Consider the following 25,026-nt stretch of genomic DNA (forward strand, 5'->3'; position numbering starts at 1 on the left):
TGCGTTGAAATACAGAACCCCCGATGCGGTACATAGGGGGTTCTGAGTGGAGCAAAGCTAGCCGAAAATGTGTAAACCTATTTCAGGACTAGACACTTCAGGGGCGATTAGCGGCCTGATTCTGCGATCACGCGGGCGATGATATCGGCGCGCTTGCTGGCTTCCAGTTCGCCCAGGGCGATCAGGCCAGCCTTGAAGATGACGTTCTTCGGCAGGCTGACATCGTCCAGCGTGGCGATCGCTTCAACGTGCATGCCGTTCAGACGGCTGGCATCGCGCGGGCTCAGGTTGACCTGGGTGTTCATCACCTGCTTGCCTTTCTTCTTGGCAGGTGCAGCCGCTTTCTTGGTGGATTCCTGTTCTTCGTCTTCCGGCAGTTCGTCATCAAAATCGTAAATAGACATAGTCAATCCTGTTGAGTTAGGCAAAAGGGCACGTTTGCCCGACATTGGGTCAATCAGCCCATATCCTCGTTACGGATAAAGGCGCGCCAGGAGCCGAGCACCTGGGCAAAATCTTCCAGCCCGCACATGGCCAGCTGTTCATCATCGTAGTAGGCGAGATCGTCTAGATCCTCACCCAGCTCGATATTGAGGGCGTTGGCTTTCACCTCCGCCTCTTCATGGGTCAGCAGCAGGGAGTAGTCACCGCCGTTGAGCCGATATTCGACTCGGGTGCGGTTGGAGAGCTGATCAATGATGGAGAATAGCTCGTCGAGCTTCTCTTCATCCTTGCCAACCTCGTCGATCAGCCACTGACCGATGGCTTCATGGCCCATGGAGAACCGGGCGCGATAGCCACCAAACGGGTCGCGGCGAAATTCATAATCCATAGCACAGTCCAGATCGGAGGGATGGGCCATCACGGGCAGGCGGGTGCAAGCACGCAATTCCTGCTCCATGGCGGGGCACACATCGGGTAAAGTGGCCTATTCTAGCGATCCCCCTCTCGCTTGTCTTGATGATGTGGCATCTTTGCGCCCATGTGCTCTGAATCGCCTCGTGGTGACGTAGCCAGATCAGCCCCTTGTCCGGAGATGTTATGCAGCTAAACGATAACCTTGCCCGCCAGATCGTCGCACGGGCGATGAAGATCCTGTCGTTCTCGGTCAACGTGATGGACGAACATGGCCTCATCATTGCGTCCGGCAATCCGGAGCGGATCCATCAGCGCCACGAAGGGGCCGTGCTGGCGCTGACCGAAAACAGGGTGGTGGAGATCAGCGAAGCGACAGCCCTGCAGCTCAAAGGGGTGCGACCCGGCATCAATTTACCCATCTCCTATCAGGGGGAGCTGATCGGAGTGATCGGCATCTCCGGCGATCCGGAGGAAGTTCGTGCTTACGCCGAGCTGGTGCGAATGACGGCAGAGCTGATCCTGGAGCAGGCGGCGCTCACCGAGCAGTTGCAGTGGGACAAGCGCCACAAGGAGGAGCTGGTGTTGCAGCTCATTCGTGGTGAGGGGCGAGTCGATCAATTGCAGCAGGCGGCCCGTTTTCTCGGACTGGATTTGGCCCAGCCTAGGGTGGTGGCCGTGCTGGCCCTGGAGGAGGCGGATCCGGCGCGTCTGCGGGAGCTGGTTCATCAGCTGGAAAATCCGGAGCGGGACAATCTGGTCGCCATCAACGGGCTCGACGAGATAGTGGTGCTCAAACCGGCGCAATTGAGTGATGGCGTCTGGCAATCGGCGCAGGAGCGTAGCCGGATCAAGCAGTTGCTGGCCCGCATTCCCCACTTCAAGGTGCATATCGCGGTGGGCGATTACTTCGCCGGGATCGACGGGCTGGCGCGCTCTTACCAGACGGCGCGAGATACCCTGCGCCGTGGCATGCGGCAGGCGCCGCGCAAACAGGTCTACTTCTTTGAGGACTACCGTTTGCCAGTGCTGCTGGGCAGTCTGGCGGACTCCTGGCAGGCGGATCAGCTGCGCACACCGCTGCAGAAACTGGCCCGGGAAGATGGCAAGGGGGTGCTGCAGAAGACCCTGCGCCACTATTTCTTGCAGGATTGTGATCTGCATCGCTGTGCCGAAGCCCTGTTCATTCACCCCAATACCCTGCGCTATCGGCTGGGGCGGATAGAGCAGATAACTGGATTGAATTTCAACAAGTTAGACGACAAATTTTTGCTCTATCTCGGTCTTAATCTCGACTTGTGATTGTTAAAATAGACAAATAAATCCTATTTAATGATGCGATATTTGGCCATTTGGCCAAAGAATTCTGATTGCAGATCTCCATAATGGCGGCCATTCACTCCCATTGAAGGTGTCCGTCATGATCCCGGTTACTGCCCTTGGCGCCATCGCTGCGCTTTCCATCGCCATCATCCTCATTTTGAAGAAGGTGCCGCCCGCTTACGGCATGATCGTGGGTGCCCTGGCCGGTGGCTTGATTGGCGGTGCCGATCTGACCCAGACCGTCGCCCTGATGATCGGCGGCGCCCAGGGGATCACCACAGCTGTGATGCGGATCCTGGCGGCCGGTGTACTGGCGGGCGTGCTGATCGAATCGGGTGCTGCCTCCACTATCGCCGAGACCATCGTCAAGAAACTCGGTGAAACCCGCGCCCTGCTGGCGCTGGCGCTGGCGACTCTGATCCTGACTGCGGTCGGCGTATTCGTGGATGTGGCCGTCATCACGGTGGCGCCCATTGCGCTGGCCATCGCCCACCGTGCCGACCTCTCCAAGGCGGCCATCCTGCTGGCGATGATCGGCGGCGGCAAGGCGGGTAACGTCATGTCCCCCAACCCCAACGCCATTGCCGCGGCTGATGCCTTCCATCTGCCCCTCACCTCAGTGATGGCGGCGGGCATCATTCCGGGTCTGTTCGGTCTGGTGATGGCCTACTGGCTCGCCAAGCGGCTGAACAACAAGGGCAGCAAGGTTGCTGCTGATGAAGTGGTGAGCTTTGCCGGTGCCAAGTTGCCAGGCTTTGCCGCCGCCATCAGTGCGCCGCTGGTCGCCATCCTGCTGCTGGCCCTGCGCCCGGTCGCCGGTATCGTGGTGGATCCGCTGATTGCACTGCCCCTCGGTGGTCTGGTCGGCGCCCTGATGATGGGTAAATTCAACAAGGTGAACCAGTTTGCGGTCTCCGGCCTCGCTCGTATGGCGCCGGTCGCCATCATGCTGCTGGGTACCGGTACCCTGGCAGGCATCATCGCCAACTCCGGCCTGAAAGATGTGCTGATCAGCGGCCTGACCGCCTCCGGTCTGCCTTCTTACCTGCTGGCGCCCATCTCCGGTGCCCTGATGTCGCTGGCGACTGCCTCGACCACCGCCGGTACCGTGGTGGCCTCCAACGTATTCAGCTCCACCCTGATTGAACTTGGCATCAGCAGTCTGGCCGGAGCGGCGATGATCCATGCCGGTGCCACCGTGTTTGACCACATGCCCCACGGCTCTTTTTTCCATGCCACCGGTGGTAGCGTCCACATGGGGGTAGGTGAGCGCCTGAAACTTATCCCTTACGAAACTGCAGTCGGTCTGACCATTGCCACTGTCTCCACCCTGATGTTTGGCGTGTTTGGCCTCGCCTAAGGAATTGATATGAAAATTGTTATTGCCCCCGATTCATTCAAGGAGAGTCTGAGCGCCATGGCGGTGGCTGATGCCATCGAGGCCGGTTTCAAGCAGGTACTGCCGAACGCCACCTACGTCAAATTGCCGATGGCCGATGGCGGTGAAGGCACGGTGCAATCGCTGGTGGATGCCACCGGTGGCCGCATCCTGCCGGTCGAAGTGACCGCCCCCCTTGGCAACAAGGTGCAGGGCTTCGTCGGTCTGCTGGGTGATGGCGAGCGTGCCGTCATCGAGATGGCCGCCGCTTCCGGCATCCATCTGGTCGCTCCCGAGCAGCGCAATCCGCTGCTCACCTCCAGCTTCGGCACCGGCGAGCTGATCCTGGCCGCGCTGGAGATGGGGGTGAAGCACCTTATCCTCGGTATCGGCGGCAGCGCCACCAATGACGGCGGTGCCGGCATGATCCGGGCGCTAGGCGGCAAGCTGCTCAAAGCCGATGGCTCAGCCATCGAGCTGGGTGGCGCCGGTCTCGCTGAGCTCGCGACCATCGATCTGAGTAGTCTGGATCCGCGCTTGAGCGACCTGGTTATCGAGGTGGCGTGCGATGTGAACAACCCGCTCTGCGGCCCGAAAGGCGCCTCCGCGGTGTTTGGCCCGCAGAAGGGAGCGACTCCGGAGATGGTGCAGCAGCTCGATGCCAACCTTTCCCGTTATGCCGACTGCATCGAGCAGGCCCTTGGCAAGCAGGTGAAGGATATTCCGGGGGCGGGCGCTGCCGGTGGTATGGGGGCCGCGCTGGTCGGTCTGCTTGGTGCCGAGCTCAAGCCCGGTATCCAGATCGTCATCGAAGCCCTGAAACTGGCTGATGAAGTGGCCGATGCGGATCTGGTCATTACCGGTGAAGGTCGCATCGACAGCCAGACCATCCACGGCAAGACGCCAATCGGTGTCGCACGCTGCGCCAAGCAGTTCGGCAAGCCGGTGATTGGTATCTCCGGCTGTCTGACCGATGATTGCGGTGTGGTGCACGAGCACGGGCTGGATGCGGTGTTCGCCGTGGTCAACCGTGCCATGTCTCTGCCGGAAGCACTGGAGACCGCCAGCACCAACATTCAGCTGACTGCGCGCAACGTCGCGGCACTCTATCAACTCAAGGGTTGATCCGGTTCGGCCGATGGGCGCCATCGGCCACTCAATATCCCCGTTTGGGGCATCTCCCATCCCGCGAGATGTCTGACTGCCCTGGCACTTATTTGCCGATCCATCGTGATCGGCTCTTTTCTTTCTGCTCCTTTGTCTTGCCACACTTTTGACTCCATGAGGCAGCGCGGTTTTGATAGGCGCACATCTCCCTTTACGGCATAGTGGTCGTACCAAGTACAAGGAGAGACTCATGTTCCTGCTGACCCTGGGGGTTGCGCTGTTTACCCTGATCCATCTCTACCCCTGTTTTGCGGTTGCCCATCGGGCGCGGCTACGCGAGCGGCTGGGTGAGAATCGCTACAAGGGGCTTTTCTCCCTGCTGGTGTTTGTCGCCATTGCCTGCATCATCGCCGGTTGGCGCTCGGCCAGCTCGCTGCCGCTCTACTTCCTGCCGGAGTGGGGGCCGATGACCATGACGGTGATGATGCCCTTTGCGCTGATCCTCTTTTTCTCCGGCCAGGGGCCCAACCATCTGCGCCGCTGGCTGGTGCATCCCCAACTGCTCGGTACCCTGCTCTGGGCGGTGGCTCATCTGCTGGTCAACAGCGAGGCGCGATCTCTGGTGTTGTTTGGCGGCATCGGGCTCTGGGCGCTGGTGAGCATGGTCTGGATTTCGGTGCGGGACTGGCAGCGATATCCCCGTCCTGCGGCCAACTGGACGGGCACCGGCATCAGCGTCGGGGCGGGCCTGGCTGCCACCGCGCTGCTGGTGTTCTGGGGCCACGGCTGGCTGACTGGCATTCCATTGCATTGAGAGTGAACTGCGGCTCTGGTAACCGCGTATGATGGACAGAACAAAAGGAGTCTTGGCGATGAAATGGTTCACTCTGTTGCTGTTATTGGGGGCTGGCGCGGCCTCTGCGGCGTGCCCCGATTATTTCAATGTGGAGATGCGGGAGCTAAACAACTCTCAGCGCCATAACCTCTGTCAGCTGACCGAGGGCAAGGTGGTGCTGGTGGTCAATACCGCCTCCTACTGCGGCTACAGCGGCCAGTTCCGCGATCTGGAGAAGCTCTACCAAAGCTACAAGGATAAGGGGCTGATTATTCTGGGCTTCCCCTCCAACGATTTCTGGCAGGAGGCGGGCAACGAGACCAAGACCGCTGAGGTATGCCGCCGCGACTATGGCGTCACCTTCCCGATGTTCAATCGGGTAGCGGTGCGGGGCTCCGATGCAGTGCCGTTGTTCAAGGGGCTGGCGGCGGCCGCTGACGGGGATGAGCCGAACTGGAACTTCCACAAGTATCTGGTGGGGCGCGATGGCAAGCTGATCGCCAGCTACGGAGCCAACCAGAATCCGGCTGACGACCCCCTCAAACTGCAGATCACCCGGGCGCTGGGGCTCTGACCCTACCCCTTGGCGGGCGGCTCTGGAATAATGGGCTCCCGCCACTCAATCCGGTTATCTTGTGCTGCAACGTCTTCCTCAAATGGTGATCTTCGATGCGCTGGTGCGCGAGCAGGGGATCTCTGCCGCCGCCCGTCGTCTCGGGGTCTCCAAATCCCATATCAGCAAGCAGCTGGCGCTGCTGGAGACCACCCTTGGCGCCCAGCTGGTCCAGCGCACCACCCGCCGCTTCGTCCTGACCGAGCTGGGTCAGGAGTATGCCCGTCATTGTCATGCGCTGGTGGCGGTGGCGCAGGAGGCGGACTCCATGATCGCCGAGCGGCGCGGCAAGGTGAGCGGCGTGCTCCATCTCGGGGTGGGCCAATCATTTGGTCGTCTGCACGTCATTCCTCATCTCAAGGCGTTTCAGGATCGCTATCCCGAGCTGGAGCTGGAGGTCTCGCTGTTTGACCACAGAACCAATCTGGTGGATGAGGGGCTGGATCTCTGGCTCACCACCTATGAGGACAAGCCGGAAGGGCTGGTGGGACAGCGGCTGGCCGACATTGGCTTCGTGGTGGCGGCTTCGCCGGATTACCTGCTGAGCCACGGCACGCCGCTTCATCCCAAGGATCTGGCCCAGCACAACTGCATCACTTACCAGAGTCGGGAGCGGCGCTATCACCAGTGGTCGTTTCGCCAGGGCAAGGAGCGTCAGACGGTGCAGGTGGCGGGCAACTATCGGGTGGATATGGCGGAGGCGGTGCGGGATGCGGCGCTGGCCGGGCTCGGTATTGCCTATATTGCCAACTACTTGCTGGACAAGGAGTTACAGAGCGGCAAGCTGATCCCTGTGCTGCCAGGGTGGCGACCGAACCAGCAGATGGCGGTACATGCCGTTTATGCCCGTCGCGAACATCTGGATCCCAAGATCCGTCTCTTCATCGATTTCCTCAAGGCCCGCTTTGGCCCTGAACCCTATTGGGAGCAGCGACTGGCCCCCTGGCTCGGGGGTAAATTGTCCGGCGGTGAGGAATGATTGTTTCCATATAAGAACTCTCGATTTCTCCTGATACTAAAATCGAACCAAATCAGCCAGTTGGCGCAACCGATATCGTGCAAACGTTTTTTCTAACAGGGTTGTAACCAAGCGGACTTGCAGTGACGGGGTGAGAGGCGCAGAATCCGCGCCCATCTTTTGCCCCACCTGATGGAGTCCCTATGATTGCCCTGCTCGGCATCCTGAGTATCCTGGCGCTTGCCGTCATCTGCTCTGATAATCGTCGTCGTATCCCGTTGCGAACAGTTGGCCTTGCCCTCTGCCTGCAAATCATGTTTGCCGGTCTGGTGCTCTGGTTGCCTGCCGGTCAGCATGTGCTGAACGGGGTCAGCGAGAGCGTAAGCAGCGTGATCGGTTATGGTCAGGAGGGGATCGCCTTCCTGTTCGGTGATCTGGCCAAGTTCAAGCTGGGCTTCATCTTTGCCTTCAACGTGTTGCCGGTCATCATCTTCTTCTCTGCGGTGATCGCCATCCTCTACCACATCGGCATCATGCCGCGGGTGATCGCCCTGCTGGGTGGTGGCTTGCAGAAATTGCTGGGCACCGGCCGTGCCGAGAGCCTCTCCGCCACTGCCAACATCTTCGTCGGCATGGTGGAAGCGCCGCTGGTGGTCAAACCCTACCTCTCCAAGATGTCCGATTCCCAGTTCTTCGCTGTGATGAGCTGTGGTCTCGCCTCCGTCGCCGGTGGCACCCTGGTGGGCTATGCCAGCCTCGGGGTTGAGCTGAAATACCTGATCGCGGCAGCCTTCATGTCGGCCCCTGCCGGTCTGGCGATGGCCAAAATCCTGGTGCCGCCGGGAGCTGAAGAGGTAGATCACCATCAGGATGTAGAGATCCCCCGCGCCACCAACGTGATTGAAGCGGCGGCCGATGGTGCCATGTCTGGCCTCAATATTGCGGTGGCGGTCGGTGCCACCCTGCTGGCCTTCGTTGGTGTGATCGCCATGCTCAATGGCCTGCTCGGCTGGGCTGGCGGTCTGGTAGGGCTGGATCTGAGCTTCCAGATCATTCTGGGCTGGCTGTTTGCCCCCGTCTCCTGGCTGATCGGTGTGCCCTGGGATCAGGCACAAGCTGCTGGCGCTCTGATCGGTACCAAGATCGTGGTCAACGAGTTCGTCGCCTTTATCGGTCTGGTGCAGGATCAGACCCTGAGCGAGTCGAGCAAGGCCATCGTGACCTTCGCCCTGTGCGGCTTTGCCAACATCTCCTCCATGGCGATCCTGATCGGCGGTCTGGGCTCCATGGTGCCGGAGCGCAAATCCTTCATCGCCCGTTACGGCATGCGCGCCATTCTCTCCGGCGTGCTGGCGAACCTGATGAGCGCCTGTCTGGCCGGTCTGTTCCTCGCCCTGTAACCGCGGCGGTACGGAATAGATGTAACAAGGGCGCCCTGATGGCGCCCTTGTCATATGGATAAAATGAAGCCCCGGCTTTGGTCGGGGCTTCTTGTTGGTGCTCAGTCGACGTAGAAGGTCTGCTGGAAGCTGAGGTTCTGTTGCTGCCCACCGCCCATGATCTTGAGGGTGAACTGATAGGTATCTTCGTTGCGGTAGGGGAGGGTCGCCAGATAGTAGATGGCGTCGCCCTCTTTTACCTCCTGAAAGTTCAGGGTGCGGATGGTGCCGGTCAGGTTCTTGGCCTCACCGGTGATCCCCACGGCCTGCGCCACTTTCTGCTTGTCCTGTACCGCGATATTGATGATGGCGTTGTAGCGGCTGCGCTCAAGTCCATACGCCTTGGCGACCTCCGGTATGAGGAAGCTGGAGTTGAAGGCGTTGTAGTGCACCAACCAGGGCCCCAGCTCCTTCATCTGTTCTGCCTTGAGCGGCAGGGTCATCAGCAGTGCCAGCAGGCCACTCATCCAGGCTGTTTTCATCTGTCATCCCTCTCATATCTACGGTTGGCGCAGGCCGATTCATTCAGCCTTGCGTGTCATTCAGCAGCGCACTCACTTCTTGCGGCAACAGTTTGGGGCTGTCGATGGCGACGGTTTTGTGCCGCCCCAGTTCGCCCCGCACTATGGTTACCTGGCCCTTGGCCACCTTGAACTGCTTGGCCAGAAACTTGATCAGATGGCTGTTGGCCTGGCCATCGACGGGCGGCGCCGTGATGGCCACTTTCAGCTCTTCGCCATGCAATCCGATGATCTGATCCCGACTCGCCTTGGGCTGGATCACCAGATGCAGTAACAGTTCATCTCCTTGTTGCAGGACGGCTGGCATCAAATCATCCACCACAGCTGGCCGAACAGGTCACCCAGCAGGTAGTTGATGGCTTGCAGGCCGATAAAGGCGACCAGCACCGAGAGATCCAGTCCGCCCAGTGCCGGCAGTACGCGGCGGATAGGGGCGAGGAACGGCTCGGTCAGCTGATGCATCACGTATTCGATGGGGTTGCGGCCCTGGCTGACCCAGCTCAGGATGGCGCGGATCAGCAGTACCCAGAAGATCATCGAGCCCGCTTTCTTCAGCACGGTCAGCGCGGCAAACAGGCTGATGCTGAGCCAGTCCGCCAGCAGTACGTTCATGCTCTTGAGCAGGGCCAGCTTGAGGAAGGCGACAGCCAGCGCCAGCACCACGGAAGCGAGATCGATGCCGCCAAAGCCCGGGATAACGCGGCGCAGCGGGATCACCAGCGGATTGGTCAGCTTGACCACCATCTGGCTCATCGGGTTGTAGAAGTCGGCACGGGCCCACTGCAGCCAGACGCGCAGCAGGATCACCATCAGGTAGAGATCGAAAACGGTGTTAATCAGAAAGTAAGCAGTGTTCATCTGGGCTCCTGTTAGAAGAGGGTTTCCATTTCGGTGGCACGAGCAACGGCCGCCTGCATGGCTTGCGCAGTCAGCGGCATCAGCCCCTGTTGCTGGAATGTCTTGATGGCTTCGGCTGTGGTGCCGCCCTTGCTGGTCACCTGCTCACGCAGGGTCTGCAGCGCCAGCTCCGGGTTTTGCTCCACCATGGCGGCTGCGCCCAGCGCGGTCTGCTGCACCAGCAGGCGTGCCTGATCGGGCGAGAAACCCATCGCCTCCGCCTCTTCGGCGATCGCCTGCATGAAGAGGAAGAAGTAGGCCGGAGCACTGCCCGCTGCGGCGATGACGCCGTTGATGCCGGACTCCTGCTCCACCCAGAGGGTCTTGCCAACCGCCTGCATCATCAGCTCGGCAAAGTCGCGATCCGTGGCGGCAATATGTTCGGGTGCATAGAGGCCGGTCATGCCCAGACCCAGCAGGGCAGGGGTATTGGGCATAGTGCGGATGATGCGGTCATGGCCACCGGCCATCTCGCCAAGGCGCGCCACCTTGATACCGGCCGCGATGGATATGAGCAGCTTGCTCTCAAGGGAGCCCAACTCTTCAACCAGTGCTGACAGCATGCCGGCCATCAGCTGCGGTTTGACCGCCAGCACGATCACCTCTGCGTCGCGGGCCGCCTCGGCATTACTCTGGGTGATGCGAATGCCATGTTCGCTCGCCAGCGCTTCCAGCTTGGGTAGACTGGGGTTGGCAGCAGTGATTTGCCCAGCGGGATAACCCGCCTTGACCAGTCCGGCGATGATGCTTCGGCTCATGTTGCCCGCGCCGATAAAGGCCAGCGTTCTATGCTGCATCAGATGCTCCTGTTGCACATGGGGTCGCGGCGGGGTGGGTGCTGCCTGCACCACCAGACGCCAGAATTCGGTGTTCCATCAAACGCTCCTGTTGATGAAGTCGCGGCAAGAGGCGGACGTATTGGTTATCCGCTGGCCTTGCCTATGAGTAGTCACGGGCGCCGAAGATGGCGGTGCCGACCCGCACCATGGTGCTGCCATGGGCGATCGCCAGTTCAAGATCCTCGGTCATGCCCATCGAGAGGGTATCCACCGTGGGGTATTGTCGCGCAAGCTCGGTGAACAGAGTCTGCATACGGGTCATTTGGGCGGCCAGTACGCTCTCGTCACTGGTGTGTTCGGGAATGGCCATCAGTCCCCGCAGCACCAGTCGGTCACAGTGGGAGACCAGCTCGGCAAGGCGGAAAATCTCTTGTTCCGACGTTCCGGATTTGCTGCTCTCTCCGCTAATATTGATTTGCAGACAAACATTTAGCGGTGCCATGCTGGCGGGACGCTGGTTGTTGAGGCGGTCGATCAACTTGTCCCGATCCACGCTCTGCACCCAGTCGAACCGTTCGGCGACCAGTTTGGATTTGTTCGATTGCAAAGGGCCGATAAAGTGCCACTCTATGTCGCTATATTCCGGCTGCTGGCGCAAGGTATCGATCTTGCTCGCCGCTTCCTGGGCGTAGGATTCGCCAAAGCAGCGCTGACCAGCGGCATGGGCGGCCATGATGGCCTCGACAGGTTTGGTCTTGCTCACGGCCAGCAGGCGGATCTGCTGCAGGTTGCGGCTCGCCCGTTCGGCGGCCTGGGCAATACGTTCCTTTACCTGAAACAGGTGCTGGGCAATCTGGTTCATATTTCGTTAGTGATCTTGTGATGGGAGAATGACAAGTCTATGGATATCACAGAGTTATTGGCTTTCAGTGTAAAGCATAAAGCCTCGGATCTACACCTCTCGGCTGGGGTTCCCCCGATGATCAGGGTTGATGGTGAGGTTCGCAAGATCAATTTGCCCGCCCTGGAACACCGGGAAGTGCATGCCCTCATTTATGACATCATGAACGATCACCAGCGCAAGGAGCTGGAGGAGAACTTCGAGGTCGACTTCTCGTTCGAGGTACCCAATCTGGCCCGTTTCCGGGTTAACGCCTTCCAGCAGGCGCGCGGTTCTGGCGCGGTATTTCGTACCATCCCCAGCACGGTGCTGAGCCTCGAAGATCTCGATGCGCCGGAGATCTTCCGCAAGATTGCCGAGTTCCCGCGGGGTCTGGTGTTGGTGACCGGCCCGACCGGCTCGGGTAAGTCGACCACTTTGGCGGCCATGGTCAACTACATCAACGAGAACTTCCATCACCACATCCTCACCATCGAGGATCCCATCGAATTCGTCCACGAGAACAAGCGCTGTCTGGTGAACCAGCGGGAAGTGCACAGGGATACCAAGAGCTTCAGCAACGCTCTGCGCTCGGCATTGCGGGAAGACCCGGACATCATTCTGGTGGGCGAGATGCGCGACCTTGAGACCATTCGTCTGGCCATGACCGCCGCCGAAACTGGCCATCTGGTGTTTGGCACCCTGCACACCTCGTCGGCGGCCAAGACCATCGACCGTATCATCGACGTCTTCCCCGGTGCGGAGAAGGACATGGTGCGCTCCATGCTCTCCGAATCCCTGCGGGCAGTTATCTCCCAGACCCTGCTCAAGCGCATTGGCGGTGGCCGGGTGGCGGCTCACGAGATCATGATGGGCATTCCGGCGGTGCGTAACCTCATTCGGGAGGACAAGATTGCCCAGCTTTACTCGGTGATCCAGACCGGGATGACCCACGGCATGCAGACCATGGATCAGAGCCTCAAGCAGCTGGTGAGTCGTGGCGTAGTAGCATCCCTCGATGCCAAGGCCAAGGCCGTTGATCCCAACAGCATTTAAGCGACTCGCACCCAGGGAGGGATAGATGATGAATCTGGATGATCTGCTGAGCGAGCTGGTCGAGCGAAAGGGATCGGATCTGTTTGTGACGGTGGGCTCGCCGCCCACCCTCAAGGTGAATGGCCATCTGGTGTCGCTGGGGGGGGAGGCGCTCGACAAGAAGGGGGCGCTGACGCTGGTCAGGGATACCCTCAGCAGCGATCACTTCGAGCGCTATATCCGCACCAAGGAGGCCAACTACGCGATCTATCGCGAGGTGCTTGGTCGTTTTCGGGTCAGCGCCTTCTGGCAGCAGGAGCTGCCCGGCATGGTGGTGCGGCGTATCGAGACCCGCATTCCCACCTTTGAAGATCTGCAGCTACCCAAGATCCTGCAAGAGGTGGCGATGGCCAAGCGGGGACTGGTGCTGTTTGTCGGCGCCACCGGGGCGGGCAAATCGACTACCCAGGCGGCGATGATCGGCTATCGCAACCAGCATGCCGATGGTCACATTCTGACGGTAGAAGATCCGGTGGAGTTCGTTCATCAGCATGGTCGTAGTCTGGTGACCCAGCGAGAGGTGGGGATCGACACCGAGTCGTTCGATGTGGCGCTGAAAAGTTCGCTGCGTCAGGCACCGGACGTGATCCTGATCGGTGAGATCCGCAGTCAGGAGACCATGGAGTTTGCCCTGCAGTTCGCCGAGACGGGACACCTTTGTCTCGCCACTTTGCATGCCAACAATGCCAACCAGGCGCTGGATCGCATCCTCCATCTGGTGCCGCAAGACAAACACCGCCAGTTCCTGTTCGATCTCTCTTTCAACCTCAAGGCCATTGTCGCCCAGCAGCTGGTGCCGAGTATGGATGGCAAGCGGCGTTGCGCCGCGTTCGAGATCCTGCTCAATACCCCGCTCATCACCGACATCATCCGCAAGGGAGAGATGCATCGCCTCAAGGAGGTGATGACCAAATCCACCGAGCTGGGTATGCAGACCTTCGATCAGGCGCTCTTCAGCCTGTTCTGCGCCGGCCAGATTGGCTACAGTGAGGCACTCGCCCACGCCGACTCGGCCAACGACCTGCGACTGCTGATCAAGCTCTCCGGTCGCGAACGGCTTGGCACAGGCACGCTGGACAATGTGACGCTGGATGAATAAATCATGGGGCCGCTCTGCCGTTCGGCCCCTCGCCATAAAGGAACGTTATGCTGATTGTGGTTTCCCCGGCCAAGACGCTGGATTACGAGTCACCGGTGGTGACACCCCGTTTCACCCAACCCGAGCTACTGGATCACTCCGCCGAACTGATTAGCCGGGCCCGCCAACTGAGCCCTGACCAGATCGCCACACTGATGAAGATCAGCGACAAGCTGGCCGGTCTCAATGCCGCCCGTTTTGCCGAGTGGCAGCCAGATTTCACCCCCGCCAATGCCCGTCAGGCGCTGCTGGCCTTCAAGGGGGATGTCTACACCGGTTTGGCGGTAGAGGATTTCAGCGAGGCTGATTTTGATTTCGCTCAGGCACACCTGCGGATGCTCTCAGGCCTCTATGGCGTGTTGCGTCCCCTCGACCTGATGATGCCCTATCGACTGGAGATGGGGACCAAGCTCGACAATAGCCGCGGCAAGGATCTCTACCAGTTCTGGGGGGAGGTGATCACTCACCATCTCAACGACGCGCTGGCAGCGCAGGGGGATGAAGTGTTGATCAATCTGGCCTCCGACGAGTATTTCAAGTCGGTACGCCCCAAGAGCCTGAAAGGGCGGATTGTCACACCGGTGTTCAAGGATGAGAAGAACGGCCAGTTCAAGATCATCAGCTTCTACGCCAAGAAGGCGCGCGGCATGATGGCCCGCCACATCATCAAGCACCGTCTGACCGAGGTGGAGCAGCTGACCGGTTTCAACGCCGAGGGCTACTACTTCGTACCGGAAGAGTCGGACGCCAATACCCTGATGTTTAAACGCGCCGAAAATTAATTACAAAAAGAGGGAACCAATCTTTCGACCCGCGGGTCTGAATATGTGAATCCTCTGTTGTAAGCACTTTTTATTCGCCGACGTTTGATACGTCGGCTTTTTTATTGCCGTTTTTATTGTCCATCGATTGCCTTCGCCGGGACTATGTGGTTCAGATAGACTCAAGACAGGGAGCGAGTTGTCGTGAGGTGAATATGGAACAGAAAAATGCCATTCGGCAGGTTGCCGTCCCTTGGGCTCCGTCCCGCCAGCTACCGCCAGGTCTGGTTGTGGCCGAGCTGCATCAGGATCTCTGGAGCGACTCCCTGACCATCATGCTGGGTCGGGCACGCAGCATCGATTTGCCCCCGCAAATCCTCTGCCGGGTCTATTTTCGCCATATCTACGCCCTGCGGGTCATCGAGGATTGCGATCTGGCCGAGGGGAAGGATAGTCACGCCATCGAAGAGCAGATCCAGCTCATCACCCCATCCCGTTTTGCCAGCTGGTTCCATCAGGAGTCGGACGGCCTGCATCTGGATGAAGATCTGCAGCACTATCGCATCTCGACCTGGGATTATTGCGCCGATGTGCTGACCTCCTCGGCGCCGGAGCTGCAGTTCCTGCCCCAGAGCGAGTAGCCAGCTGTTACGTCAGAGGCGAAGGATGATCCTTCGCCTCTTGGTTTTTGGGCGGTCGCAGATTTTGTTGCGTTCAGGCCACTCAACCCGGGTGGTGGCCTGTTGTGTTGGCACAAAAAAAGCGCCTCAGAGGAGGCGCGGGGAAAAAGACAGATTGGAAGCGTCACATGGGTGCTACTTGAATCAGCGAATGAGCCGTGCCATTCAAGTATGGAGCCATCATGCCAAGCTCAATCTGAAGTAGTTCTGAGGCGATTCTTCATTTTCTGTTCATCTTGTCAGCAAAGCGTGGCACTGGCTGAAAGCCTTTTCATTCTGGTCACGATATTGTCTCGCCCTCTCTAGGGCGGTCATCGTGTCATGGGGCCAGCTCGAATGTTGTGCCTGCCTGTTCCAGAGCCAGCAACCAGCGCTTGATGGGAATGCCGCCAGCATAGCCGGTCAGCTCGCCGCTGCGTCCGATCACCCGATGGCAGGGCACTATGATGCTCAGCGGATTGCGCCCATTGGCAGCGCCCACCGCCCGCACCGCCTTGGGGTTGCCGATAGCCTGGGCAATCTCGAGATAGCTCACGGTCTCGCCATAGGGGATATCGCACAAAGCATTCCACACCGTTTGCTGGAACGGGGTGCCCTTCGCTGCCATGGGCAGATCGAACTGCTGCAATTTTCCGGCGAAATAGGCGTTGAACTGGGCAAGATAGGGGGCCAACGCCTTGTCATCCCGTTGCCAGTCAGTTTGCAGCATGACGGGCCGCTCCCCGTGCATGAACTCCACGTGGCGCAGGCCATCCTGATCGATGGCGACCAGCAGGGGGCCACGGGCACTGTCGCAAAAGCTGTATCTCATCGGCTGACATCCTTTGGGGGCTGGCTCAGTCCAGAACCGGTTTGCCGCGGGCGGACTTGATATCCCCCTTGCGTTTCTTGGCATCGACCCGTTTGCGCTGGGAGCTGCGGGTCGGCTTGGTGGCATGGCGGGCCTTGGGGCGCCAGGCTGCTTTTTTCAGCAACTCCACCAGACGGCTCATCGCCTCCTTGCGGTTCATATCCTGACTGCGGTGGCTCTCGACCCGGATCAGGATAAAACCGTCATGCACCCGGCTGTCGCTCAGCTTGTCGAGCCCCTCCTTGTAGAGGGGCGTCAGGCTGGGAGAGTTGCGGTAATCGAAGCGCAACCAGACGGCGGAGTCGGTCTTGTTGACGTGCTGTCCACCGTTGCCCTGTGCCCGCATGGTCTGAAATTGCAGCTCATGCCAGGGAATCGCGACGCTGTTGGAGATAACTAACATGCTGTTTTGCTCTTGTTTGGTGCATACCCGCTGACCGCTGCAGCATGGTGCCTCATTATGGGGCGTGCTGGCCGGTTATGGGGATGTGCCTGACGAATGGCGCAGGCATTAAACTCTATCTATATGAAATAAAACAATAAAAATACTTGGCATAAGAATTGAAACCCGATTCATGACACACCATGGATTGGGAGCAACCAGATGAAGCTGATTAGTGCGATTATCAAACCGTTCAAGTTGGACGATGTCCGCGAGGCTATTGCCAACCTGGGGGTGGAAGGGCTGACCGTGTCCGAGGTCAAGGGATTTGGCCGCCAGAAGGGACACACCGAATTATACCGGGGAGCCGAGTATCAGGTCGACTTCCTGCCCAAGGTGAAGCTGGAGATTGCTACCGCCGATGATAACGTGGAAGGGGTGATCGAGGCGATCTGCAAGGCGGCCTATACCGGCAAGATCGGCGACGGCAAGATTTTTGTCTACGACTTGCTGCAAGCGGTGCGCATCCGCACCGGCGAGAGTGACGACGAGGCGCTGTGATGAACCGCATCCGTGACGTACAGATCTGTTGACCTCCCGATCTCGGGGAATCCCGATGGAGTGAGCGCTTATTGAAGCCTGATCAACATAACGTTTTGCTCAGAAGAGGCCGAATGGGATTCCATCCGGCCCTTTTCATTTATGGGCGATTAAATATGTGATGTGGCGACGGCGAGCTTTCTTGATCCGCTTATAAGATGTATGCAGAATGCAAACGGCAATCGTTATCACTCTGTATAGCTAATCAAGGAATGGATGATGAAAATGAAGATGTTGGCACTGGCTTTCTCTGCGTTGGCAGCTCAGTCGGCATTGGCGGCCGGGGAAGTGAATGTCTACTCCAACCGGCAGGATGAGCTGATCAAGCCCATCATCCAGCAGTTCGAGAAGGAATCGGGCATCAAGGTGAACGTGGTGTTCGCCAAAGAGGGGTTGAACGAGCGTCTGGAGCGGGAAGGCAAGCTCTCCCCGGCAGACCTGATGCTGACCGTCGACATCAGCCGTCTGACCGATCTGGTGGACAAGGGGCTGGTGCAGCCGGTGGATAGCAAGATCCTGCAGGAGAACATCCCCGCCATCTATCGTGATCCGGAGAACCGCTGGTTCGCTCTGACCACCCGGGTACGCGCTATCTACTCCAGCAAGGATCGCCTCGGCAAGCTGGAGACCATCAGCTACGAAGATCTGGCCAAGCCGGAATTCAAAGGGAAAATCTGCACCCGCAGCGGCAAGCATGAGTACAATGTGGCGCTGGTCTCCTCCATGATTGCCCATCACGGCATGGCCGAGACCAAAACCTGGCTGGAAGGGGTCAAGGCCAACCTGGCGCGCAAGCCGCAGGGCAACGACCGGGATCAGGTCAAGGCGATCAAGGATGGTATCTGTGACGTGTCACTCGGCAACAGCTACTATCTGGGTGCCATGTTGAAAGATCCGGCGCAGAAGTCCTGGGCGGATGCGGTCTATATCAACTTCCCGAACCAGGCTGACCGCGGTGCCCACGTCAACGTGAGCGGCGTGGCCATGACCAAATATGCCAAGAACAAGGCCGAGGCCCAGAAGCTGATGGAGTTTCTGGCTGGTGATACCGCCCAGCACATGTATGCGGACGTGAATGCCGAATATCCGGTCAAGGCCGGGGTCGAGCCTTCCGCCATGGTCAAGTCCTGGGGCAGTTTCAAGTCTGACGCACTACCGGTCAGCGATTACGCCAAGCACCGCAAGGACGCCTTGCAGTTGCTGGATGAAGTGAAGTTCGACTTGTAATCAGATGGGGCCAACGGCCCCATCAACCTCTGTGGTCTCATGAACAATTTTGGATGGATGACCGGCAGCTGGGCCACCGCCCTGCTGCTGGGTTTACCGGTTATAGCCCTGCTTTTCTCTGCCTTTTCGGCTGAGGGGGAGCTGTTTCGCCACCTCGCCGATACCGTGCTGCTAGATTATCTGGGCAATACCCTGGGGCTGGTGGTCGGCGTGGTACTGCTAAGCCTGCTGTTTGGTGTACCCACCGCCTGGCTGGTGGCCATGTGTCAGGTGCCGGGGCGGCGCGCTTTGCAGTGGGCCTTGATGCTGCCGATGGCGATGCCTTCCTATATCGTCGCCTACGTCTATACCGACTTGCTCGACTACTCGGGCCCGCTACAAGCCGGGTTGCGAGCGCTCTTTGGCTGGAACAGTCCAGCCGATTACTGGTTTCCTGCCATTCGCTCCCTTGGCGGCGCCGCCTGGGTGCTGGCGCTGGTGCTGTTCCCCTATGTCTATCTGCTGACCCGCGCCTCCTTTCTCGAGCAGTCAGTCAGCCTGATCCACTCGAGCCGCCTGCTCGGTTGTACCCCGTGGCAGAGCTTTCGTCGTCTCAGTCTGCCGCTGGCGCGCCCCGCCATCATGGTGGCGGTATCGCTGGTGGCCATGGAGACGCTGGCCGATTTCGCCACCGTCCACTTCTTTGCCATCAACACCCTGACCACGGCGGTCTATGACACCTGGCTCGGCTATGGCAGTCTGGCCACCGCGGCGAAACTCTCCTGCCTGATGTTGCTGGCTGTGGTGCTGTTGATCGCGCTGGAGCGCCGCTCGCGCAGTCGGCAGCAGGTGTTCCAGAAGTCCATGGGCCATGAGCAGCCGCTGCGCTATCCGCTCAAGGGGATGAGCCGCTGGTTGGCGGGTCTCTGGTGCTGGGGGCTGGTGCTGGCCGGTTTCGCTCTGCCGTTCATCATCCTGCTCGATTACGGCGTGCGTTACTTCGAGTTGTCGTGGACGCCGGAGTTTGTCCGCTTTGCCGGAAACAGCTTGGCTATCTCGGCGCTGACCGCTCTGCTGGCGATGGGCATCGCCCTGCTGCTCGGCTTCTTCCGCCGCCTCGATGGCGGGTTCAAGAGTTTGCTGCCCCTGCGCATCGCCGCCATGGGTTACGCCATGCCGGGCACCGTGCTCGCCATCGGGGTGCTGGTGCCGCTCACCGCCCTCGACTTTGCCATCAATGATCTTGCCGAGTGGCTGGGGCGTCAGGGGCCGGGGCTGCTGCTGACCGGCACCATCACCGCCATCGTGTTCGGCTATCTGGTGCGCTTCGTGGCCATCGCCATCGGCTCGGTGGAGAGCAGCATGGGCAAGATCTCCCCCAGTCTCGACATGGCGGCCCGCTCCCTGGGGCAGGGGGATGGCGGCATGCTGCGCCGGGTCCATCTGCCGCTGGTGCGCCGTGGTCTGTTTGCCGGCGCCATGCTGGTGTTCATCGAATCCATGAAGGAGCTGCCCGCCGCCCTGCTGCTGCGGCCGTTCAACTTCGATACCCTGGCGACCCACGTCTACCAGTTCGTCTCGGACGAGATGCTGGAGCGCGGCGCGCTCGGCGCCATCGTCATCGTGCTGGTGGGGCTGTTGCCGCTGATCTGGGTCAACCGCACACTGGACACTCCGGGCCACTGAGTCGCCACGTCGGCCAATGAAATTGCATGCGGTGCGCTGAAAAAGGCCGCGCACCGCCAGAAACGAGAGGAAGTCAGCCTTGTCCTGTTTGCAGGTTGAAAATGTCAGCTGCCGTTATAACGGCCGCAATGTGCTGGAACAGCTCTCCCTGACGGTGGCAGACAACGAGATCGTCTGCCTGCTGGGAGCCAGTGGCTGCGGCAAAACCACGTTGCTCAAGGCCATCGCCGGGCTGCTGCCGTTGGCAGAGGGCTCTATTCGCCTCGGCGATACCCTGCTCGACGGGCCGGGGGCCAGCGTGCCGCCCGAGGCGCGCAACATCGGCATGATCTTTCAGGATTACGCCCTCTTCCCCCACCTGACGGTGGCTGACAACGTCGGCTTCGGGCTGACCAAACTCGACCGCAGTGCCCGCCAGCAGCTGGTGGACGAGGCACTGGCGCTGGTCAATCTGCAGGGGCTGGGGGATCGATATCCACATCAGCTCTCCGGTGGTCAGCAGCAGCGGGTGGCTATCGCCCGGGCGCTGGTGTGCAAGCCGCGGCTGATGCTGCTGGATGAGCCCTTCTCCAACATCGATACCCAGGTGCGGATGAAGCTGATCCTCGAGATCCGCGCCCTGCTCAAGCAGCAGGGGATCGGCGCCATCTTCGTCAGCCACAGCAAGGAGGAGGCGTTCGCCTTCGCCGACCGACTTGCGCTGTTTCGCGCAGGCCATATCGAGCAGGTGGGCCAGCCGGAGCAGCTCTATCGCCGCCCGCAAAACCGCTTCGTGGCGGAGTTTCTCGGCGGGGTCAACTATCTGGCTGCCGAGGTGGTGGACAGCCACTGCGTGCAGACGGCGCTCGGGGTCATTTGTGGCAGCGAGCCTCATGGCCGCGCGGTGGGTGAGCAGTTGCAGCTGATGCTCAGACCCCAGCAGTTGTTGTTGGAGAGCGCCGCAGATGGGGAGCTCAAGGTGGTGGAGCAGCAGTTCCTCGGCCACCACTGCCGGGTGCTGTTCGAGTGTGGCGATCTGCAGCTGGAGGCGAGCATTGGCGAGCCCCTTGATGGGATACGGGCACGGATCAAGGTCGCCCCCCATGGGCTGGTGTTGTTTGACCCTTTGCCCTGAACGCGTGATATCGTCGTGAAATCAAAGAACTGGATCCACTCTGGTTTATAATCGCGCAACGCAAATAGCCCGTAACGCTAACGCCTATTCAGGGGAGAGATATATGAAAGCCCAAGCCGGGATCTGCGCAGAGCCGAATCTGCACGCCCTCTATCTGATGTTCAATCGCACCGGCGATGCCGCCGAACTGGTCGGCCGTCTGGCCAAATTGCCCGCCCTGTGGCAAGCGGTGGCTGCCGATTTCCCCGATGCCGGGTTCAGCGGTCTGGTTGCCGTTGGCGCCGATGCCTGGGATGGTCTCTACCCTGCCGCCCGTCCGCCCCAGTTCCGCAGCTTTATGGCGCAATCCGCCAACGGTCAGGAAGCGCCCAACACCCCGTTTGATCTCTTTATTCAGCTGCGCGCCGATCGGGTGGATGTGCTGCACCACGCCGGTCACCGCGTGATGGCGCTGCTGGCCGGACTGGTAGAGCTGGCTGAAGAGGTGCGCGGTTTCCGTAATCTGGATTGCCGTGACCTGACCGGTTTCGTTGACGGCACCGAGAACCCGCAGGATGAGCACCGTGCCGAAGTGGCGCTGCTGGCGGAAGGCGAGTTTGCCGGTGGCTCCTACATCCACGTCCAGCGCTGGGTCCACGCCATGAGCGACTGGGAGAAGCTGGCGCAGAAAGAGCAGGAAGACATTATCGGTCGCACCAAGCCCGACAATATCGAGTATGAATCTGCCGCCAAGCCGCTGACCGCCCACATCAAGCGGGTCAACCTCAAGACGCCGAAAGGGGAGTCCATGGAGATCCTGCGCCAGAGCATGCCCTGGGGCACCATGACCGAGCAGGGGCTCTACTTCATCTCCTGCTGCCGCACTCCGCAGCACTTCAACGCCATGCTGGCCAGCATGTACAAGGGGGAGGGCAGCCACTTCGACCATCTGCTGCGCTTCACCAAGGCAGTGACTGGCGCGGCTTTCTTCGCACCATCGGAAGGTTTTCTGATGGCGCAGGGCAAATAAGCCCGCCTGACGAAGACTCAGAAAACAAAAATCCCGGCCTTGGCCGGGATTTTTCGTTCTGGCGTGACCGCTATGACGCGGTAGCGGCCATTACGGCGTCTGTTCGAACAACTCGAGGGCGGAGAGGTAGAGCTCTTCGATATCGGTGTCGCTGGTCGGGGTGATGAAGATGGTGTCATCACCGGCGATGGTGCCGAGGATCCCCTCTGCCTTGCCAAGGGAGTCGAGCAGGCGGGCGATCAGCTGGGCTGCGCCCGGGCTGGTGTGGATCACCACCAGTGCGCCGTTGTGATCGACGTCCAGTACCAGATTCTTGAGCGGGCTGGAGGTGGTGGGCACGCCCAGTTCCACCGGCAGGCAGTAGACCATCTCCATCTTGGCATTGCGAGTGCGAACGGCGCCGAAGCGGCTCAGCATGCGCGATACCTTGGACTGGTTGATGTTCTCGAAGCCCAGCTCTTGCAGGGCGGTGACGATTTCTGCCTGGGAGCCAAAGCGCTCTTCTTTCAGCAAGGCTTTAAAGGCCTTGGCCAGTTTTTCTTGCTTGTCGTTGTGTTTCATCTTGGTCTCACGAATGAGGAGGTGTGGCGGCCTGTGCGATACAGGCGGCAGATACGAACAGCGGGGCCATTTTGCATTCATATGCCGTTTTTTGCAAGGAAGCGGCGCTTGTTCTGCATATTGATTCAAAAATGGCTTGCATCAACCTTTATTAGGGATAGAATCGGGATGAAATTTTGAAAACTTATTCAATTGGGCTGTATGGGTATTGAATTAATAGGTATCGAGAAGTCCTGGCACAAGGTGCCGGTTCTGCAACAGGTCAGCTTTCGGACATCCCCCGGTGAAACCTTGGTGTTGCTGGGCCCGAGCGGTGCTGGCAAGAGTTCCCTGCTACGGATGATGAACCTGCTGGATACCCCGGATGCGGGTGTTCTGCGGATTGGTGAAAGTGAATTTTCTTTCCCGAGCTCCCTCTCTGCTGCCGAATTCAACCGCCAGTCCCAACTGCTGCGTCGCAAGGTGGGGATGGTGTTCCAGCAGTACAATCTCTGGCCACATCTTACTGTGATGGAGAATCTGATTGAAGCGCCGGTCAAGGTGCTCGGCATGAGCAAGGAGGCCGCCATCGAGAAGGGGGCCTACCTGCTGGCCCAGCTGCAACTGGCCGACAAGCGCGATGCCTGGCCGGCACGTCTCTCTGGCGGTCAGCAGCAGCGGGTGGCCATTGCCCGTACCCTGATGATGGACCCGGAAGTGTTGCTGTTTGACGAGCCGACTGCTGCCCTCGATCCCGAGATCACCAAGGAAGTGGCCGAGATCATCCGCAACCTGAGCCAGACCGGCATTACCCAGGTGGTGGTGACCCACGAGGTCGACTTTGCCCGCAAGGTGGCCAGTCAGGTGATTTATCTGGAGAAGGGGCGGATCATCGAATCCGGCACCGCTGCCATTTTCCAATCCCCGCAAACCAGCCGGTTTGCCGAATTCTTGATGCATTGATATTGAATCGATAAGGAAGCTGTCATGAAAAAGAGTCTGTTGTTGGTTGCTGCCATGGGCCTGTTGAGTACCTCCGTCATGGCCAAAGAGATCAAGTTCGCCACCGAGGCCACCTACGCGCCGTTCGAATACCTGGATGACAAGAACGAGTTTCAGGGTTTTGACATCGATCTGGCGCGCGCCATCTGCGAGCAGGCCAAGCTGGAGTGCAGCTTCCACAACCAGGCCTTTGACAGCCTGATCCCCAGCCTGAAATTCCGTCGCTATGATGCCGCCATCGCCGCCATGGACGTAACCCCTGAGCGGGCCGCTCAGGTCGATTTCTCCGACATCTATTACGAGAACTCGGCAGTATTCGTCGCCAAGAAAGGGGCCTTCAAGGGGCCGGAAGAGATGGTCGACAAGACGGTCGGCGTGCAGAACGGCACCTCTCACCAGTCCTATCTGGTGGATAACTGGGTGAGCAAGGGTCTGCTGACCGTGCCGTACGCCAGCTACCAGAGCGCCTTCCTCGACATGATGAATGGCCGTACCGACGGTGTCTTTGCCGATACTGCCGTTGCTGCCGACTGGCTGAAGCAGCACAAGGAGTATGCGGTGGTGGGTGCGCCGGTGACCGATGCCAAGTACTTCGGTACCGGCTTTGGCATCGCGGTCGCCAAGGGCAATCAGGAGCTGCTGACCCAGCTGAACAAGGGGCTGGCCGAGATCAAGGCCAACGGCACCTATCAGAAAATCTTCGACAAATACTTCGCGCAGTAAGCCATGTTGAGCCTGTTGTTGGATGCAGCCTGGATGACCCTCGGGCTGGCCTTGGCATCACTGGTCGGGGGCATGGTATTGGCACTGGCGTTCAGTGCCGCCGAGCTCAGCAAGCAGCGTGCGCTGGTGTGGCCGGTGGCCACTCTGACCACGCTGATCCGTGGCCTGCCCGAGTTGCTGGTGGTGCTGTTCATCTACTTCGGCTCGACCCAGGTGCTGTTCCTCATCACCGGCGAGTATGTGGAGTTCAGCCCGTTCGCCTGTGGCGTGTTGGCGCTCTCCCTGCTGTTCGCCAGCTATGCGACCCAGACCCTGCGGGCGGCGCTCAATGCGGTGCCTTCAGGTCAACGGCTGGCGGCGCTGGCGCTGGGTTTGAACAAGAGCAACATCTTCTTTCGCATCGTGTTGCCGCAGGCGTGGCGTCATGCCCTGCCGGGCCTCGGCAACCAGTGGCTGGTGTTGCTGAAAGATACCGCGCTGGTGTCGCTTATCGGGGTCAACGAGATGATGCGTCAGGCGCAGATGGCTTCGGCCAGTACCTATGAGCCGTTCACCTGGTATGCCGCCGCGGCCCTCATCTATCTGGCCATCAGTCTGGTGAGTGAATATGGCCTCGGGCTGGCTGCCCGCTACACCCGCCGCTACGGAGGCTAAC

At 59.7% G+C, this 25,026-nt stretch carries 29 protein-coding genes; 19 read left to right on the forward strand and 10 right to left on the reverse strand.

Translation table 11 applies throughout. The features are described 5' to 3' along the window. Positions 1-107 precede the first annotated feature (107 nt). Both AB5Y82_RS08630 and AB5Y82_RS08635 read right to left on the reverse strand, forming a co-directional pair. Entirely contained in the window at positions 108-404 is a 297-nt protein-coding gene (locus AB5Y82_RS08630) for a hypothetical protein (RefSeq protein WP_005340323.1), read from the reverse strand. Between the two features lie 53 nt (positions 405-457). Further along, a complete protein-coding gene (locus AB5Y82_RS08635) occupies positions 458-832 on the reverse strand; it encodes a YacL family protein (RefSeq protein ID WP_031227767.1) in 375 nt (124 codons plus the stop codon). Between the two features lie 209 nt (positions 833-1,041). Between AB5Y82_RS08635 and AB5Y82_RS08640 the strand changes: the two genes are divergently transcribed. The 7 genes from AB5Y82_RS08640 (at position 1,042) to AB5Y82_RS08670 (ending at position 8,469) form a co-directional block, all read left to right on the forward strand. Further along, positions 1,042-2,157, forward strand: coding sequence for a sugar diacid recognition domain-containing protein (locus AB5Y82_RS08640; RefSeq protein ID WP_368173878.1), 1,116 nt, complete (start codon positions 1,042-1,044; stop codon positions 2,155-2,157). A 118-nt stretch (positions 2,158-2,275) separates the two neighbouring features. Beyond that, positions 2,276-3,538 carry a GntP family permease gene (locus AB5Y82_RS08645; RefSeq protein WP_159142987.1) on the forward strand — a complete coding sequence of 421 codons (1,263 nt, stop codon included), beginning with the start codon at positions 2,276-2,278 and terminating at the stop codon, positions 3,536-3,538. A gap of 9 nt (positions 3,539-3,547) precedes the next feature. Next, the gene (locus tag AB5Y82_RS08650; RefSeq protein ID WP_159142988.1) at positions 3,548-4,681 is read left to right on the forward strand and encodes a glycerate kinase; all 1,134 of its coding nucleotides are present in this window, start codon (positions 3,548-3,550) and stop codon (positions 4,679-4,681) included. 232 nt (positions 4,682-4,913) lie between these two features. Continuing rightward, positions 4,914-5,477 carry an NnrU family protein gene (locus AB5Y82_RS08655; RefSeq protein ID WP_042084306.1) on the forward strand — a complete coding sequence of 188 codons (564 nt, stop codon included), beginning with the start codon at positions 4,914-4,916 and terminating at the stop codon, positions 5,475-5,477. Positions 5,478-5,535: 58 nt separating this feature from the next. Next, on the forward strand, positions 5,536-6,072 hold the full coding sequence (locus AB5Y82_RS08660) for a glutathione peroxidase (protein ID WP_005340333.1): 537 nt from the start codon (positions 5,536-5,538) through the stop codon (positions 6,070-6,072). Between the two features lie 82 nt (positions 6,073-6,154). Beyond that, positions 6,155-7,090, forward strand: a complete 936-nt coding sequence (locus tag AB5Y82_RS08665) for a LysR family transcriptional regulator (protein ID WP_005340335.1) — start codon at positions 6,155-6,157, stop codon at positions 7,088-7,090. A gap of 182 nt (positions 7,091-7,272) precedes the next feature. Then, entirely contained in the window at positions 7,273-8,469 is a 1,197-nt protein-coding gene (locus AB5Y82_RS08670; protein WP_005348874.1) for a NupC/NupG family nucleoside CNT transporter, read from the forward strand. Positions 8,470-8,570: 101 nt separating this feature from the next. Here AB5Y82_RS08670 and AB5Y82_RS08675 read toward each other — a convergent pair whose 3' ends face one another. The 5 genes from AB5Y82_RS08675 to AB5Y82_RS08695 all read right to left on the reverse strand — a co-directional run bounded on the left by AB5Y82_RS08675 (position 8,571) and on the right by AB5Y82_RS08695 (position 11,567). Next, a complete protein-coding gene (locus tag AB5Y82_RS08675) occupies positions 8,571-8,990 on the reverse strand; it encodes a DUF4426 domain-containing protein (protein WP_368173879.1) in 420 nt (139 codons plus the stop codon). A 43-nt stretch (positions 8,991-9,033) separates the two neighbouring features. Further along, positions 9,034-9,336, reverse strand: coding sequence for a DUF167 family protein YggU (gene yggU, locus AB5Y82_RS08680; protein WP_159142990.1), 303 nt, complete (start codon positions 9,334-9,336; stop codon positions 9,034-9,036). Next, positions 9,336-9,887, reverse strand: coding sequence for a YggT family protein (locus AB5Y82_RS08685; RefSeq protein ID WP_005340343.1), 552 nt, complete (start codon positions 9,885-9,887; stop codon positions 9,336-9,338). Before AB5Y82_RS08685 ends, yggU begins: the two co-directional genes overlap by 1 nt. Before the next feature lie 11 nt (positions 9,888-9,898). Next, the gene (gene proC, locus AB5Y82_RS08690) at positions 9,899-10,723 is read right to left on the reverse strand and encodes a pyrroline-5-carboxylate reductase (protein WP_111901076.1); all 825 of its coding nucleotides are present in this window, start codon (positions 10,721-10,723) and stop codon (positions 9,899-9,901) included. 142 nt (positions 10,724-10,865) lie between these two features. Beyond that, positions 10,866-11,567 carry a YggS family pyridoxal phosphate-dependent enzyme gene (locus tag AB5Y82_RS08695; RefSeq protein ID WP_159142991.1) on the reverse strand — a complete coding sequence of 234 codons (702 nt, stop codon included), beginning with the start codon at positions 11,565-11,567 and terminating at the stop codon, positions 10,866-10,868. Between the two features lie 39 nt (positions 11,568-11,606). Here AB5Y82_RS08695 and tapT point away from each other — a divergent pair, with 39 nt between their 5' ends. From tapT to AB5Y82_RS08715, 4 genes are all read left to right on the forward strand, one after another. Further along, positions 11,607-12,641, forward strand: coding sequence for a type IVa pilus ATPase TapT (gene tapT / locus AB5Y82_RS08700; RefSeq protein ID WP_005340354.1), 1,035 nt, complete (start codon positions 11,607-11,609; stop codon positions 12,639-12,641). A gap of 28 nt (positions 12,642-12,669) precedes the next feature. Further along, positions 12,670-13,779: a type IVa pilus ATPase TapU gene (gene tapU / locus AB5Y82_RS08705; protein ID WP_005357951.1), complete on the forward strand. Its 1,110-nt coding sequence runs from the start codon at positions 12,670-12,672 to the stop codon at positions 13,777-13,779. 47 nt (positions 13,780-13,826) lie between these two features. After that, complete coding sequence (yaaA, locus tag AB5Y82_RS08710) at positions 13,827-14,600, forward strand: peroxide stress protein YaaA (RefSeq protein ID WP_111901078.1); 774 nt, start codon at positions 13,827-13,829, stop codon at positions 14,598-14,600. Positions 14,601-14,794: 194 nt separating this feature from the next. Next, positions 14,795-15,220, forward strand: coding sequence for a hypothetical protein (locus tag AB5Y82_RS08715; RefSeq protein WP_005340360.1), 426 nt, complete (start codon positions 14,795-14,797; stop codon positions 15,218-15,220). A gap of 358 nt (positions 15,221-15,578) precedes the next feature. Here AB5Y82_RS08715 and AB5Y82_RS08720 read toward each other — a convergent pair whose 3' ends face one another. Both AB5Y82_RS08720 and arfB read right to left on the reverse strand, forming a co-directional pair. Then, positions 15,579-16,070, reverse strand: coding sequence for a methylated-DNA--[protein]-cysteine S-methyltransferase (locus AB5Y82_RS08720; RefSeq protein WP_111901079.1), 492 nt, complete (start codon positions 16,068-16,070; stop codon positions 15,579-15,581). A gap of 25 nt (positions 16,071-16,095) precedes the next feature. Further along, a complete protein-coding gene (gene arfB / locus AB5Y82_RS08725) occupies positions 16,096-16,512 on the reverse strand; it encodes an alternative ribosome rescue aminoacyl-tRNA hydrolase ArfB (protein ID WP_111901080.1) in 417 nt (138 codons plus the stop codon). A 201-nt stretch (positions 16,513-16,713) separates the two neighbouring features. Between arfB and glnK the strand changes: the two genes are divergently transcribed. The 5 genes from glnK (at position 16,714) to AB5Y82_RS08750 (ending at position 22,106) form a co-directional block, all read left to right on the forward strand. Then, positions 16,714-17,052, forward strand: coding sequence for a P-II family nitrogen regulator (gene glnK / locus AB5Y82_RS08730; protein WP_005341406.1), 339 nt, complete (start codon positions 16,714-16,716; stop codon positions 17,050-17,052). Positions 17,053-17,310: 258 nt separating this feature from the next. Next, complete coding sequence (locus AB5Y82_RS08735; protein ID WP_021230948.1) at positions 17,311-18,318, forward strand: Fe(3+) ABC transporter substrate-binding protein; 1,008 nt, start codon at positions 17,311-17,313, stop codon at positions 18,316-18,318. 39 nt (positions 18,319-18,357) lie between these two features. After that, on the forward strand, positions 18,358-19,983 hold the full coding sequence (locus AB5Y82_RS08740; RefSeq protein ID WP_368173880.1) for an ABC transporter permease: 1,626 nt from the start codon (positions 18,358-18,360) through the stop codon (positions 19,981-19,983). A gap of 79 nt (positions 19,984-20,062) precedes the next feature. Beyond that, a complete protein-coding gene (locus AB5Y82_RS08745; protein WP_159142994.1) occupies positions 20,063-21,097 on the forward strand; it encodes an ABC transporter ATP-binding protein in 1,035 nt (344 codons plus the stop codon). Between the two features lie 103 nt (positions 21,098-21,200). After that, on the forward strand, positions 21,201-22,106 hold the full coding sequence (locus AB5Y82_RS08750; RefSeq protein ID WP_075116038.1) for a Dyp-type peroxidase: 906 nt from the start codon (positions 21,201-21,203) through the stop codon (positions 22,104-22,106). Between the two features lie 90 nt (positions 22,107-22,196). Here the strand turns inward: AB5Y82_RS08750 and argR are convergent, their stop codons facing one another. Continuing rightward, a complete protein-coding gene (gene argR, locus AB5Y82_RS08755) occupies positions 22,197-22,667 on the reverse strand; it encodes a transcriptional regulator ArgR (RefSeq protein ID WP_005340378.1) in 471 nt (156 codons plus the stop codon). 201 nt (positions 22,668-22,868) lie between these two features. On the opposite strand from argR, the gene AB5Y82_RS08760 reads away from it, so the two are divergent. The 3 genes from AB5Y82_RS08760 to artQ are packed head-to-tail and all read left to right on the forward strand — an operon-like array spanning position 22,869 to position 25,025. Continuing rightward, positions 22,869-23,609: an ATP-binding cassette domain-containing protein gene (locus AB5Y82_RS08760; protein ID WP_005348895.1), complete on the forward strand. Its 741-nt coding sequence runs from the start codon at positions 22,869-22,871 to the stop codon at positions 23,607-23,609. Between the two features lie 24 nt (positions 23,610-23,633). Beyond that, positions 23,634-24,371 carry a transporter substrate-binding domain-containing protein gene (locus tag AB5Y82_RS08765; RefSeq protein WP_005340381.1) on the forward strand — a complete coding sequence of 246 codons (738 nt, stop codon included), beginning with the start codon at positions 23,634-23,636 and terminating at the stop codon, positions 24,369-24,371. Positions 24,372-24,374: 3 nt separating this feature from the next. Continuing rightward, positions 24,375-25,025: an arginine ABC transporter permease ArtQ gene (gene artQ / locus AB5Y82_RS08770; protein ID WP_151286211.1), complete on the forward strand. Its 651-nt coding sequence runs from the start codon at positions 24,375-24,377 to the stop codon at positions 25,023-25,025. The last annotated feature ends 1 nt before the right edge of the window (position 25,026 follow it).

Source organism: Aeromonas sp. s13 (assembly GCF_040907905.1).
Taxonomy (GTDB): Bacteria; Pseudomonadota; Gammaproteobacteria; order Enterobacterales; family Aeromonadaceae; genus Aeromonas; species Aeromonas veronii.

Bases quoted from the DNA above. Each gene is read 5' to 3' on its own strand.
- AB5Y82_RS08630 (WP_005340323.1), bottom strand. From the start codon at position 404: ATGTCTATTTACGATTTTGATGACGAACTGCCGGAAGACGAAGAACAG.
- AB5Y82_RS08635 (WP_031227767.1), bottom strand. From the start codon at position 832: ATGGATTATGAATTTCGCCGCGACCCGTTTGGTGGCTATCGCGCCCGG.
- AB5Y82_RS08640 (WP_368173878.1), top strand. From the start codon at position 1,042: ATGCAGCTAAACGATAACCTTGCCCGCCAGATCGTCGCACGGGCGATG.
- AB5Y82_RS08645 (WP_159142987.1), top strand. From the start codon at position 2,276: ATGATCCCGGTTACTGCCCTTGGCGCCATCGCTGCGCTTTCCATCGCC.
- AB5Y82_RS08650 (WP_159142988.1), top strand. From the start codon at position 3,548: ATGAAAATTGTTATTGCCCCCGATTCATTCAAGGAGAGTCTGAGCGCC.
- AB5Y82_RS08655 (WP_042084306.1), top strand. From the start codon at position 4,914: ATGTTCCTGCTGACCCTGGGGGTTGCGCTGTTTACCCTGATCCATCTC.
- AB5Y82_RS08660 (WP_005340333.1), top strand. From the start codon at position 5,536: ATGAAATGGTTCACTCTGTTGCTGTTATTGGGGGCTGGCGCGGCCTCT.
- AB5Y82_RS08665 (WP_005340335.1), top strand. From the start codon at position 6,155: ATGGTGATCTTCGATGCGCTGGTGCGCGAGCAGGGGATCTCTGCCGCC.
- AB5Y82_RS08670 (WP_005348874.1), top strand. From the start codon at position 7,273: ATGATTGCCCTGCTCGGCATCCTGAGTATCCTGGCGCTTGCCGTCATC.
- AB5Y82_RS08675 (WP_368173879.1), bottom strand. From the start codon at position 8,990: ATGAAAACAGCCTGGATGAGTGGCCTGCTGGCACTGCTGATGACCCTG.
- yggU (WP_159142990.1), bottom strand. From the start codon at position 9,336: ATGCCAGCCGTCCTGCAACAAGGAGATGAACTGTTACTGCATCTGGTG.
- AB5Y82_RS08685 (WP_005340343.1), bottom strand. From the start codon at position 9,887: ATGAACACTGCTTACTTTCTGATTAACACCGTTTTCGATCTCTACCTG.
- proC (WP_111901076.1), bottom strand. From the start codon at position 10,723: ATGCAGCATAGAACGCTGGCCTTTATCGGCGCGGGCAACATGAGCCGA.
- AB5Y82_RS08695 (WP_159142991.1), bottom strand. From the start codon at position 11,567: ATGAACCAGATTGCCCAGCACCTGTTTCAGGTAAAGGAACGTATTGCC.
- tapT (WP_005340354.1), top strand. From the start codon at position 11,607: ATGGATATCACAGAGTTATTGGCTTTCAGTGTAAAGCATAAAGCCTCG.
- tapU (WP_005357951.1), top strand. From the start codon at position 12,670: ATGAATCTGGATGATCTGCTGAGCGAGCTGGTCGAGCGAAAGGGATCG.
- yaaA (WP_111901078.1), top strand. From the start codon at position 13,827: ATGCTGATTGTGGTTTCCCCGGCCAAGACGCTGGATTACGAGTCACCG.
- AB5Y82_RS08715 (WP_005340360.1), top strand. From the start codon at position 14,795: ATGGAACAGAAAAATGCCATTCGGCAGGTTGCCGTCCCTTGGGCTCCG.
- AB5Y82_RS08720 (WP_111901079.1), bottom strand. From the start codon at position 16,070: ATGAGATACAGCTTTTGCGACAGTGCCCGTGGCCCCCTGCTGGTCGCC.
- arfB (WP_111901080.1), bottom strand. From the start codon at position 16,512: ATGTTAGTTATCTCCAACAGCGTCGCGATTCCCTGGCATGAGCTGCAA.
- glnK (WP_005341406.1), top strand. From the start codon at position 16,714: ATGAAGCTGATTAGTGCGATTATCAAACCGTTCAAGTTGGACGATGTC.
- AB5Y82_RS08735 (WP_021230948.1), top strand. From the start codon at position 17,311: ATGAAAATGAAGATGTTGGCACTGGCTTTCTCTGCGTTGGCAGCTCAG.
- AB5Y82_RS08740 (WP_368173880.1), top strand. From the start codon at position 18,358: ATGAACAATTTTGGATGGATGACCGGCAGCTGGGCCACCGCCCTGCTG.
- AB5Y82_RS08750 (WP_075116038.1), top strand. From the start codon at position 21,201: ATGAAAGCCCAAGCCGGGATCTGCGCAGAGCCGAATCTGCACGCCCTC.
- argR (WP_005340378.1), bottom strand. From the start codon at position 22,667: ATGAAACACAACGACAAGCAAGAAAAACTGGCCAAGGCCTTTAAAGCC.
- AB5Y82_RS08760 (WP_005348895.1), top strand. From the start codon at position 22,869: ATGGGTATTGAATTAATAGGTATCGAGAAGTCCTGGCACAAGGTGCCG.
- AB5Y82_RS08765 (WP_005340381.1), top strand. From the start codon at position 23,634: ATGAAAAAGAGTCTGTTGTTGGTTGCTGCCATGGGCCTGTTGAGTACC.
- artQ (WP_151286211.1), top strand. From the start codon at position 24,375: ATGTTGAGCCTGTTGTTGGATGCAGCCTGGATGACCCTCGGGCTGGCC.